The 11283-nt window shown below is 71.5% G+C and carries 9 protein-coding genes; 4 read left to right on the top strand and 5 right to left on the bottom strand.

The genetic code is table 11. The features are described 5' to 3' along the window. Positions 1–215: 215 nt before the first annotated feature. The 4 genes from KVF89_RS18925 to KVF89_RS18910 are packed head-to-tail and all read right to left on the bottom strand — an operon-like array spanning position 216 to position 4504. On the bottom strand, positions 216–1454 hold the full coding sequence (locus tag KVF89_RS18925) for a M20/M25/M40 family metallo-hydrolase (protein ID WP_257427696.1): 1239 nt from the start codon (positions 1452–1454) through the stop codon (positions 216–218). Beyond that, on the bottom strand, positions 1418–2629 hold the full coding sequence (locus KVF89_RS18920; protein WP_257427695.1) for a Dabb family protein: 1212 nt from the start codon (positions 2627–2629) through the stop codon (positions 1418–1420). The genes KVF89_RS18925 and KVF89_RS18920 overlap by 37 nt, the downstream gene beginning before the upstream one ends. Positions 2630–2639: 10 nt before the next feature. Next, positions 2640–3164: an aromatic-ring-hydroxylating dioxygenase subunit beta gene (locus KVF89_RS18915; protein ID WP_257427693.1), complete on the bottom strand. Its 525-nt coding sequence runs from the start codon at positions 3162–3164 to the stop codon at positions 2640–2642. After that, the gene (locus KVF89_RS18910) at positions 3161–4504 is read right to left on the bottom strand and encodes an aromatic ring-hydroxylating oxygenase subunit alpha (RefSeq protein ID WP_257427692.1); all 1344 of its coding nucleotides are present in this window, start codon (positions 4502–4504) and stop codon (positions 3161–3163) included. Before KVF89_RS18910 ends, KVF89_RS18915 begins: the two co-directional genes overlap by 4 nt. Positions 4505–4707: 203 nt before the next feature. Here KVF89_RS18910 and fdxA point away from each other — a divergent pair, with 203 nt between their 5' ends. The 3 genes from fdxA to KVF89_RS18895 all read left to right on the top strand — a co-directional run bounded on the left by fdxA (position 4708) and on the right by KVF89_RS18895 (position 6862). Continuing rightward, positions 4708–5007, top strand: a complete 300-nt coding sequence (gene fdxA, locus KVF89_RS18905) for a ferredoxin (protein ID WP_257427691.1) — start codon at positions 4708–4710, stop codon at positions 5005–5007. Next, entirely contained in the window at positions 5004–6005 is a 1002-nt protein-coding gene (locus KVF89_RS18900; protein ID WP_257427689.1) for an NAD(P)/FAD-dependent oxidoreductase, read from the top strand. Before fdxA ends, KVF89_RS18900 begins: the two co-directional genes overlap by 4 nt. Positions 6006–6097: 92 nt before the next feature. Continuing rightward, a complete protein-coding gene (locus tag KVF89_RS18895; protein ID WP_257427687.1) occupies positions 6098–6862 on the top strand; it encodes an IclR family transcriptional regulator in 765 nt (254 codons plus the stop codon). A 219-nt stretch (positions 6863–7081) separates the two neighbouring features. Here KVF89_RS18895 and KVF89_RS18890 read toward each other — a convergent pair whose 3' ends face one another. Beyond that, the gene (locus KVF89_RS18890) at positions 7082–8227 is read right to left on the bottom strand and encodes an acyl-CoA dehydrogenase family protein (RefSeq protein ID WP_257427685.1); all 1146 of its coding nucleotides are present in this window, start codon (positions 8225–8227) and stop codon (positions 7082–7084) included. Positions 8228–8346: 119 nt separating this feature from the next. Here KVF89_RS18890 and KVF89_RS18885 point away from each other — a divergent pair, with 119 nt between their 5' ends. Then, entirely contained in the window at positions 8347–11130 is a 2784-nt protein-coding gene (locus KVF89_RS18885; RefSeq protein WP_257427683.1) for an ATP-binding protein, read from the top strand. Positions 11131–11283: the final 153 nt, after the last annotated feature.

The following is an 11283-nucleotide window of genomic DNA, read 5'->3' as shown; positions in this document are numbered from 1 at the left end:
CAGTTCCCGCTCTCCTCGAAGAGCGCAACCTCGCCTCATCGACACACTGGCAGGAGATCTCGGGTGGCTGTCGGCCGCACACCCGGCGCACAGTGCGTCAGGGCTGTAATCGACTCCCCGGCAGGGAGGCGATGCCGTCGCCGACGACTCTAGTGAGCGGGGCCACACACGTCAAGCATGCGGGATGACATCTCGTAATGCGATATCGGTCGGGCTCAGTGCTCGTGGTGGTGGCGGTGCCGCGGCACCCGCTGGTGCGGGTGATGGTCGCCCGCGAGGAGGGCCGTGTAGAGCTCCCGATAGCGCTCCAGCTCGGCCAGGTCCACGACATCGCGTCGCGGGTCGGAGGACGATCGTACGCTCTGCGGGCCGACCCGCACGGTGTCGATCCCGTGCTCGCGCAGCACCACGCCGTCGGTCGATCCGGTCCAGCCGGTGATCGGCGCCGGCGGCTCCCCGAAGACGTGCTCCCACGCGTCCTGCGCCGCCCGTACGACGGGCGCCCGCTCCGGCGTCGCCTGCGCACCGTGCAGCCACTCGACCTCGACCGCGCAGCCGCAGCCGGCCAGCGGGGTCGTCGCCAGGAGCGCGTGCAGACAGGCGGTCAGCTCGGTCGCCAGCCGCGACGGGCGCTCACCGGGCACCGTCACGACGTACAGGTCGACGAGCAGCTCGGCCGGCAGCAGGTCCGGCTTGTCCGGCCAGCCGGCGCGCAGGGCACCGACCCCCACCTCGGCGCCGACCTGGCCGACGGGCACGCGGCTGGCGAGGTAGCGCTCGCGCCACCGCTCCACCGCGTCGAGGACGACGCCCGTGTGGCGCAGCACGCCGCCGGACGGCGTCGCCGACACGGGGGCGAGCGCGGCGCCCGGCGTACCGGTCACCCGGACCTGGAGGTAGGCCGCGCCCGGCTCCTCCCAGAGCAGCCCCCGCGGGCCGCCCTTGGCCACGATCGCGGAGGGGATCTCGGGGGCGTCGGCGAGGAAGGCGCGGACGCCCTCGCCCCGGCCACCGCGGCGGTGCGTGCCACCCCCGGCGATCAGGAGCGTGCCGCGGCGCGCGGCGGCGAACGCCGCCACCGCGGCCGCGGCCGGCGCGCGCGCGACGCCGAGGCCGAACCCCTCGGCCGTGCCATCGGCGACCCGGAGCGGACCGACCGGATCGACGCGGCCAGTGACGAGGGGCTCGGAGATCCCGTCCCCGTCGAGGGAGGTGTCGAGGTGCGAGTAGAGCAGCGGCCCCGGCCCGGCGTGCGCGACCAGGTTGGCGCCCTCGGCGCCGTAGGGCTGCACGGTCCAGGTGATCGTGGGCCAGCGCTCACCGCACCACTGCGCCAGCGCCGTGGCCGCGAGTCGCTCGCGGCCACGGGGCGTCGGCGTCTGGTCGAGCACCCGGAGGAGCTCGACGAGCTCCTCGCTCAGAAGCGTCCCCAGTCGTCGGAGGCCGGCCGCCACACGTCGATGTTGCGGGGGTCGGCGGGCATCTTCCGGGCCCGGTGCGTCTCGTGCTCCTCCGGGGTGAACACCCGGTGACTGTCGCAGAGCTCGAAGCGGGGACCGAACTTCTTGTCGTGCAGGTAGAACGCGATGGATGTCGACGCCGAGTGGTTCACGATGTCGGAGGCGATCGGCGCACCCTTGTAGAGAGCGCGGGCGCGCATCCGCATGACGTGGTCGAGGCTCTTCATCGCGAAGCAGAGGTGCGCGACGTAGTGCTCGTCGTTCTTCTGGATCGCCAGGCTGTGGTGGTACCGGTCCTCGCAGCGCAGGAAGGTCGCCGAGCCGACGATGTGGTCGGACGGGATGAAGCCCAGCACCTGGATGTAGAAGTCCAGCATCTCCTCGTACTTGGTGGTCGCGAGGAACGGGTGCACGAGGTCGAGCGGACGGATCTCGATGCTCGGCGGCTCGGCGTACTCCTGGAACTCGGTGAAGAGCTCGACGATGAGGCCCTCGGGATCCTCGAGCGCGAAGCCGTTGTCGCACAGGGCCTGCTGCCGCTCCTGCAGCGGGAGGATCTCGCGGCCGGCGGCGATCGCGCGCCGCTTGATCTCCTCGAGCACCTCCTCGCTCTCGACGCTGAAGCCGACCGCGGTGGTCCAGCCGTCGGTGCGCTCAGGGGCGCTGATCAGCTCGATCGCGTGGTGCTCGATGTCGGCGCGCAGGTAGGCGTACTCGTCGGTGTGCTGCTCCAGCTGGAGCCCGACGTGGTACTGCAGGAAGTCGATCGTGGCCTGCATGTCGGGGACCTCGATGCGCGCGTACTCCATGCCGTACGGTCCACGTGGGTGCTTGGTCACGCGTCCTTCCCTTCCCGCGTCGGCCTCGGGCCGCTCCGCGAACTCGTAGGCGACGATCGCCTGGGCGGCGATCACCGGCCGCCACTTCTCACGCACGAACTGCTCGTGCGACTCACTGTTGAGGTAGGCGAGCAGCTCCTGCTCGTCGGGGAACTCGACCGACATCCCATGGGAGTAGGTCTGGTCCCGGCTGCTGAGGTTCTCCCCCATCGACCAGTGCCGCATCGCGGGATAGCGCTCGGGGAAGGTCTCCAGCTCCGCCAGGATCGCCTGCCGGGTCCCCGCGGGGACCTCCTCGGCGAACCGGAAGAGCAGCGTGTGTCGGATCATCGGCCCGACCTCACAGGATGAAGCTCAGTCGGGCGCCGACCGGCAGCGCCTCATGGCCCAGGATCGTCCGGCGCAGGCGGTACTTGAGGCCCTCCTGGGTCGGGACGACGACGTGCTCGTACCACCCGACGTACTGGTCGAACTGACCGTCGCGGGCCCGGTGCACGACGAAGGACGCGCGGATCCGCAGCGTGCCCTCCTCCTCGCCGGGGAAGAGCCGGACGTTGGAGACCATCCGCTGGGTGCGCGAGTGCGGGTTCTCCGCGTGCGCCTTGCGGGACTTCAGTCGCTTCACCCGGGCCTGGATCAGGTCGTAGTCGTCGTCGACGAACGAGCCGCCCGCGTGCAGCGACCAGCCGCGGTAGTCGGTGGTCGGGATCTCGTAGCGGGCCCCCTCCTCGAAGAGCGCGAGCCACGCGTCGTAGTTCCAGGCGTCGAGGATGTCGGCCTCCTCGTAGAGGAAGTCCTCGATCTCGCCGCGGGTGATGGTGCGGCCGGCGACCTCGACGGAGCCGCGCACGTCTGCCTGCGTCATCGCACGTCCCTCCCCTCGAGGAAGCTCGCCGGCCGGTCGCCGGTCACCTCGAGCCCACCGCCGACGGCCTCCTCCCAGTAGCGCCAGAAGCCACGCATCGCACCCTCGTCGATCGAGCGGCCCTGCTCGCCCTTGACCTCGTCGCGCATGCCGCGCGACATGTCGCTGTAGTCGAGCTCGCCGGCGCCCCTGGTCGCCTCGATGCCGCGCTGGACGGCCTCGTAGGCCTCGATGTCGTCGGGGGTCGCGAGGCCGCCGGGACCCACGAAGCTGACGACCGTCTTCATCCGCAGCGCACGGGACTCGGGGTCCTCCTCGCGCGGCACGAGCTGCCAGGCGCGGACGTCGGTGTGGCCGGGCGCGACCGGCTCGAGCTGCCGGATCGAGAGACCCTCGATGTCGAAGAGCAGCAGGTTGGGGAAGACGAAGAGGATGTGGCTCTCGTCGGCGATGTAGTGCGCGCGCTCCTCGCCGAGTCGCTCCACCATCTCGGCGCGGTGCTCCTCGGTGCGGACCTTCTCCGCCTCGCCGAACCGGGGCTCCCAGATCATCGAGATCCGGCCGCCGTGACCGGTGAGCACGAGCAGCGAGTGACCGTTGCCGAGGTTGTAGGCGTACTGGTTGTCGTCGGTCACCGCGAAGCCGGACTCCCGCAGGTAGCCGACGAAGGTGTTGTGGGTCGGCGAGAAGTGGTAGCCGTCCATCGCGTTCTCGACGGCGAGCTTCCAGTTGCCGCGGACGCTGTAGAGCTGCACGCCGGGCAGCGTCGTGACGCCGCTGGGGTGCTGCTGCTCGATCATCGTCATGTAGTCGGCGGCGTCACCGAGGTGCTCGAGGAGCGGCGGCACGTCGGGGTTGAACGAGATGAAGACGTAGCCCTCGTGGATCTCCAGGCGGGGCACCGCGCGCAGCATCATGTTCTTCTGCAGCGACTCGATGTCCTCGTACGCGCCGTCGTCCGGGATCGCCGCGACGGTGCCGTCGTTGTTGAAGGTCCAGGCGTGGTAGAAGCACTGGAACCGGCGCTGCGAGCCCTCGTTCTCGCGGCACAGCACGGTGCCGCGGTGGGGGCAGGAGTTCAGCCAGGCGCGGACCTGGCCCTCCGTGTCGCGGCAGAAGATCAGGGGCCGGCCGGCGATGGTCCGGACCTTGAAGTCGTTGACGTCGGGGATCTCCGTCTCGTGCCCGAGGTAGAGCCAGGTGCGCAGCCACACGTCCACCCGCTCGCGGGCGAAGATCTCCGGGGAGCGGTAGGCCTCCCGGTTGACGCGGAACGTGAGCCGCTCCCAGTCCTCGACGAGCATCGGTTCCGCCACTCGCTCGGACACTTCGCTTGACATGTCTGTCGCTCCTTCGCCCTCGTGCGTTCTGTCGCTATCGCGAGATGCCATCTCGCGATGTGACATAGCATCGTCGCCGTCGATGGGACTGTCAAGGGTTCTCGGCAAAGCCGTGACGGGTTGACGGCGACACCCTTCTGGGTTCATTGTCCTGTCTTGTAATAAGAGACGCTATCTCGGCCTGTATGACGAACGGAGACGCCGTGCCCTACGTGATCACTGGTTCCTGTATCGACGTGATGGACCGGTCGTGCGTGGAGGAATGTCCTGTCGACTGCATCTACGAGGGTGACCGGATGCTCTACATCCAGCCCGACGAGTGCGTCGAGTGCGCCCGCTGCGAACCGGTCTGCCCCCAGATCTCGATCTACCACCACGACGACCTGCCCGACGAGTCGAAGGGCTACGAGCGGATCAACGCCGAGTTCTTCACCGACCTCGGCTCCCCCGGTGGCGCCCGCAAGGTCGGCCGCGTCGGCACGGACCACCCGGACGTCGCATGAGCACTCCCCAGGACACCGCGCCCGCGGGACCGGCCCACGAGGTCGACCTGCTCGTCATCGGCGCCGGCCCGACGGGCCTCTACGCGACCTACTACGCCGGCTTCCGCGAGCTGCGGGTCGCCCTGCTCGACGCGCTGCCCGAGGTCGGCGGCCAGATCGCCGCGCTCTACCCCGAGAAGGCGCTGTACGACGTCGCCGGCTTCCCGTCCGTACGCGGCCAGGAGCTCGTCGACGCGCTGCACGCGCAGGCTCGCTCTGCCGACCCGCTGATGCTGCTCGGCCGCACCGCGGTCGGCCTCGAGGAGCACGCGGACGCCGTCGTGATCACCACCGACACCGGTGAGACGATCCGCGCCGGCGCGGTCCTCATCACCGCCGGCATCGGCAGCTTCACCCCGCGCGAGCTGCCCGTCGGCTCGGAGTACCTCGACCGCGGCCTGCGCTACTTCGTGCCGCGCCTGGCCGAGCTCGCCGACCAGGACGTGCTGGTCGTGGGCGGCGGCGACTCCGCGCTGGACTGGGCTCTGGGCCTGGAGGAGATCGCACGCAGCGTCACGCTGGTCCACCGCCGCCCCCAGTTCCGTGCCCACGAGCGCAGCGTCGCACAGCTGCACGAATCGAGCGTCGAGGTGCTGACGCCGTACGAGGTCGCCAAGGTGTCGGGCGAGGACCGCATCGAGGAGGTCGTCATCGAGGCCCGCGACGGCGAGAGCCGCACCCTCACGGTGCAGGCCGTCGTCGCCGCGCTCGGCTTCATCGCCGACCTCGGCCCGATCGACGACTGGGGCCTGGAGCAGGACCGCCGACACATCCTCGTCGACCGCACCATGCGGACCAACCGGCAGCGGGTGTTCGCTGCCGGCGACCTCGCCCACTACGAGGGCAAGGTCAAGCTGATCTCGATCGGCTTCGGCGAGGCGGCCCTCGCCGTCAACCACATCACCGCGCTGGTCCGTCCCGGATCCGCGCTCACGCCGGGACATTCGTCGGACCTGTGACGACACGGGGCGTCCGCGCCCGCCGGACACGGCGGCGCGGCGTCCCACCCGTGCGATACTCCGTCGAGCCCAGCGCCCCGATTCGAGGTCACATGAGCACCAGCAAGAGCCCCAAGAAAGAGACGAGCGAACCCGCTCCCACCATCCAGACGGTGGAGCGGGCCGCGGTCGTCCTCGGCTCGTTCACGGTCGCCAAGCCCTACCTGAGCCTCAATGAGCTGACCGCGTCACTCGGCACCAGCAAGGCGACGGCGCACCGCTACACGAAGGCGCTGCGCGCCGCCCACCTGCTCCGGTACGACGAGCGCACCGCCCTCTACTCGCTCGGCCCCCAGGTGCTGACGCTCGCCGCGTCCGCCCGCGCCGGCCTGCCGATCGTCGCCGCCGCCGAGCCCTACATGGAGGCGCTGCTGCACGAGGTCGACGAGACCGTCGTCCTCTCGGTGTGGGACGGCGAGACCGCGACCGTGGTGCGCTCGGTCGACAACACCGACCACATCATCCGGATCGGCGTCCGCTCCGGCGCCCGGCTCGACCTCACCGACTCCGCGCAGGGCCGCGTGTTCTGCTCGTTCCTGCCCCCGGAGCAGGTGCCCGGCCTGAAGTCGATCCTGCGCCGCGCCCCCGAGCTGGGCGCGGAGTTCGACACGATCCGCGAGCTCGGCCTCTCCCTCAACTCACCCGACATCAACGGCGTGCGCACGATCGCCGCGCCGATCTTCGAGGGCGAGACGATCGTCGCGGCCATGGCGATCGTCGGTACGGCCGTCACCGTCTCGGCCGACGTCGACAGCCCGATGGCCCGGGCGCTCCTGCGCACCACCCGTGAGCTCTCCGAGGGACTCGGCGGCAGCTGACCCGGCTCAAACTGAATCTGGATTGACGCCGACCCGGCGCAGTCTGAACTGCAGAACGCGTCGACCCGGCGCAGTCTGAACCAGAAATCGCATCGACCCGGCAGAGCTTCTGTCGGGTCGATGCGATTTCGCGTTCAGTTTGCGCCGGGTCGACGGAGTTGCGAGTTCAATCTGCGCCGGGTCGGCGTTTCTCAGACGTTCAGCTGCGCCGGGTCGGGCTCAGAGACCGAGGTCGCGCCCGATGAGCTCCTTCATGATCTCGTTCGAGCCGGCCCAGATCTTGGTGACCCGGGCGTCGCGCCAGGCGCGGGCGACGCGGTACTCGTTCATGAAGCCGTACCCGCCGTGCAGCTGGACGCAGTGGTCGAGCACCTCGGACTGCACCTGCGAGGAGAACCACTTGGCCTTGGCGGCGTCGATCGCGGTGAGCGTCTTCTGCGAGTGGTTGAGCACGCACTTGTCGATGTAGGCCTCGGCGGCCTCGATCCGGGTGGCCAGGTCGGCCAGCAGGAACTTGTTGTGCTGGAAGGTGCCGATCGGGGCGCCGAACGCCTGGCGCTCCTTGGCGTACTCGATGGTCTCGAGCAGGATCTGCTTGGCGTGCGCGATATTGGCGACCGCGCAGCCGAGGCGCTCCTGCGGGAGCTTCTGCATCATGTGGATGAAGCCCATGTCGAGCTCGCCGATGATCTCGGCGTCGGTGACCCGGACGTTCTCGAAGAAGAGCTCGGCGGTGTCGGACTCCTCCATGCCGACCTTGTCGAGCTTCCGGCCTCGCGAGAAGCCCTCCATGGTGGCCTCGATGCCGAAGAGGGTGATGCCCTTCGGGCCCTTCTCCGGGTCGGTGCGCACGGCGGTGACGAACAGGTCGCCGGAGTAGCCGTTGGTGATGAAGGTCTTCGAGCCGTTGATGACCCACGAGTCGCCGTCGCGCACGGCGGTGGTCTTCAGCGCCGCGAGGTCGGACCCGCCGGACGGCTCGGTCATGCCGATGCCGAGCAGGATCTCGCCGGATGCGACGCCGGGGAGCCAACGCTGCTTCTGCTCCTCGGTGCCGAGCTCGACGATGTACGGCGCCGTGATGTCGGCATGGATCCCGTGGCAGGTCGGGTACGCCGCGCCGACCTTGGCCAGCTCCTCCTGCAGTACGGCGTTGAACCGGAAGTCGCCGGCGTCGGAGCCGCCGTACTCCTCCGGGATGCACAGCCCGAGCAGGCCCTGCTTGCCGGCCTCGAGCCAGAACTCGCGCGGGAGCGCCTTCGCGGCGATGTGCTCCTCGGTGTGCGGAAGGACGGACCGGTCCACGAACTCCTTGACGGACGCGCGGAAGGCCTCGTGGTCCTCGTCGTAGATCTCACGCTTCATGACCACGACTCTACTCGCGGGTCACTTCACCGGTCCTTGTCCCCGGGCACAACAATCACCGCCCGGTGATTGGTCATTCGCAACGAACCACAGGCCCCTCTTCCCCTACGCTCACGAGCGTGATCTCGGCGCGACTGCTCGAGAGGGAGGCGGGCCTCGCGGAGGCTCGGGCAGCCCTCGACCGGCTGCGCGCCGGCACGGGTGGCGCCCTGTGCCTGCTGGGCCCGGCCGGAGTCGGCAAGACGTCGCTGCTCGACGCCGCCCTCGCCACGGCCGGCGACCTGCGGGTGCTCCGGGCCGCCGCGGGCGAGCTCGAGGCGCACGCGCCGTACGGCGTCGTGCGGCAGCTGTTCGGCCGCGTCCTGGCCGGCATGGCCCCGGCTGCGCTCGACGGCCTCGACGGCATCGCGCACGGCGCAGCCCGGGCCGCGGTCGACCTGGTGCTGCACCGCGGCGCGCCGGTGGGTGACCCCTCGGTGATGCTCAACAGCCTGTACTGGCTGCTGGACGGGCTCACCGCGGACGGTCCGCTCGTGCTCTCGATCGACGACGCGCACTGGGCCGACGAGGCGTCGCTGCTCTTCTGCAGGCACCTGCTCAGCCGGGCGGACGAGCTGCCGGTGCTCCTGGTCGTGGCGGCCCGCGACATCCTGCCGGAGCGGCGCAGCCCGGCCCTGGCGGCGCTCGTCGCCGGTGCGCCCCGGCTCGACCTCGCGCCCTTGAGCGTCGACGGCGTCCGCTCCTGCCTCGCCGACCTGGGGCACGCGCAGATCAGCGACGAGCTCGCCGCCGCGTGCACCGACGTCACCGGCGGCAACCCGTTCCTGGTGGTCGCCCTGGCCGACCTGCTGGGTACGACGGACGTCCGCTCCCTGGTCCCCCGGACCGTGGTCGACACCGTCGTGCAGCGACTCACCGCACTGGGTACGGCGGAGCAGGCTCTCGCCCGCGCGGTCGCGGTCCTCGACACGGCGCCGCTGCGCATCGCCGCGGAGCTCGCGGACCTCACGCCCGAGAAGGCGGGCATCGCCGCCGACCGGCTGCGCGACGCCGGGCTGTTCTCCACCGACAGCCGGACCGGCTTCCGGCACGCGCTGTTGCGCAGCGCCGTCCTCGCCGCGACCGCCGCCGCGGGCCGCGACGACCTGCACCGCCGCGCGGCCCGGGCCCTCGCCGACCTGCCGGACGGCCTGCATGTCGCGGCCGGCCACCTGCTCGAGGTCGAGGGCATCGGTGATCCCTGGGCGGCCGACGTGCTGCGGACCGCGGCCCGGTCGGCGCTCGCCGACGGCGCGCCCCAGGCGGCGGTCGACCTGCTGCGCCGGGCGGTCGCCGAGCCGCCGGCAGCTGTGGATCTCCCGGGATTCCTGGTCGAGCTGGGCACCGCCGAGCTCCACGTGGGCGACCCCGCGTCGATCACGACCCTCGAGCGTGCCGGGCGCGGCGTGACCGACCCCGTCCTGCGCGCGCACTGTGCGCTGGCCCTCGCGACGGCGTACCACGTCGGCGGGTTCTACGAACGCACCGTCCCCATCCTCACCGAGGTGCTGGAGGCCCTCGGACCGGAGCACGGCGACCTCGTGCTCGTGGTCGAGGCGGCCCTCGTCGCCGCGGCGCTGTGCGTGCCGGGCCGGGTCGACGAGGCGCGTCAGCGGCTGGCCGCCCACGGCCGGCTCGCCGGCGTGACGCCCGGCGAGCGACTGCTCCTCATCCACCAGGCATCGGTCGCCAACGCCACCGTGGCGCCGATCTCCGAGGCCGGCGAGCTGGCCCGCCGCGCGATCGGCGACGGCGCGACGCCCGAGCAGGTGGCGAGCCCGTTCGAGTGGACCATCGCCCGGATCCACCTGGCGTGCGCCGGCGAGTACGACGCCGTGGCTGACCTGTGCGCGCAGGGGCTCGACCTCGCGGCTCGCGAAGGCTCCGTCCCGCTGTACGCCGCCGCGTCGGTGACCCGCGGCTGGGCGCACCTGTGGGCGGGGCGGCTCGACGACAGCGCCACCGACTTCACCGAGGCGCTCCGCCACGCGGACCTGGTCCCCGGCGGGCAGCTGGTCAGGCTGATGGCGGCCGCCGGGCAGGCCGAGGCGCTGCTCGCCCGAGGGCGGCTGGCCGAGGCCGCGGCGGCGGTCGAGTCCGTTCCGGAGGAGGTCGCCGCCGACCGCACGAACGCGACGGGCATCCACCTGCTCCGCTCGCGCGGCCTGGTCCGCGCCGCCGCCGGCGACCACGAGGCCGCGCTGGTGTCGCTGCGCCAGTGCGGTGCCCGGCTCCAGGAGCTCGACATGGACTCCCCGACCTGGTGCGGATGGCGGGCGCCGGCGGTCGAGAGCCTGTGGGCGCTGGGCCGGGTCGACGAGGCCCGCGCGCTCGCCGCCGACGAGCTGGCGGTCGCCGAGCTCAAGGGCGCGGCCGGCGTGCTCGGCCAGGCACTGCGGATCGCCGGCGAGGTCGCCGGTGCCGACGGCATCGCCCTGCTCGAGCGCTCGGTCGCGGTGCTCGACGGATCCCAGGCGCGGCTCCAGGAGGCGCGATCCCGGGTCGCGCTGGGATCGGCCCTGCGTCGTACCGGACGCCGGGTGGAGGGTCGCGAGCAGCTCCGGGCCGGTCGCGAGCTCGCGCACCGCCTCGGTGCCACCGTCCTCACCGAGCGGGCCACGACCGAGCTCGCCCTGGCGGGCGGCCGCGCCGGGCGGATCGAGGTCACCGGCGTCGCGGCACTGACCTCCGCCGAGCGGCGGGTGTGCGAGCTGGCGTCCGCGGGACTGCGCAACCGGGACATCGCCCAGCGCCTGTTCGTCACCACCAAGACCGTCGAGGTGCATCTGTCGCGGGCCTACCGCAAGCTCGGCGTCGGCCGCGACGGCCTCGGCCCGCTGCTCTCCTCCGACGACGGCTCCTAGGGAAACGCTGATCAATGGCGGCGTCGCGAGCGCCGCGAGGCGCGCGCGATGGCAAGGCGCAGGCGCGAAAGGCATGCCGGGCGCACGTCGAGCGTCTGCAACGCCGCCAGCGTGCGTGCCCCGCGGCGCACAGCAGGCGGGATTGATCAGCGT

Origin of the sequence: Nocardioides carbamazepini, from assembly GCF_024614185.1 — a bacterium.
In the GTDB taxonomy this organism is placed as follows: domain Bacteria; phylum Actinomycetota; class Actinomycetes; order Propionibacteriales; family Nocardioidaceae; genus Nocardioides; species Nocardioides carbamazepini.
This window is presented reverse-complemented; position numbering and strand designations above follow the sequence as displayed.

Coding starts and splice junctions, on each gene's coding strand:
- KVF89_RS18920 (WP_257427695.1), bottom strand. CDS start 2,629: ATGATCCGACACACGCTGCTCTTCCGGTTCGCCGAGGAGGTCCCCGCG.
- KVF89_RS18915 (WP_257427693.1), bottom strand. CDS start 3,164: ATGACGCAGGCAGACGTGCGCGGCTCCGTCGAGGTCGCCGGCCGCACC.
- KVF89_RS18910 (WP_257427692.1), bottom strand. CDS start 4,504: ATGTCAAGCGAAGTGTCCGAGCGAGTGGCGGAACCGATGCTCGTCGAG.
- KVF89_RS18900 (WP_257427689.1), top strand. CDS start 5,004: ATGAGCACTCCCCAGGACACCGCGCCCGCGGGACCGGCCCACGAGGTC.
- KVF89_RS18895 (WP_257427687.1), top strand. CDS start 6,098: ATGAGCACCAGCAAGAGCCCCAAGAAAGAGACGAGCGAACCCGCTCCC.
- KVF89_RS18890 (WP_257427685.1), bottom strand. CDS start 8,227: ATGAAGCGTGAGATCTACGACGAGGACCACGAGGCCTTCCGCGCGTCC.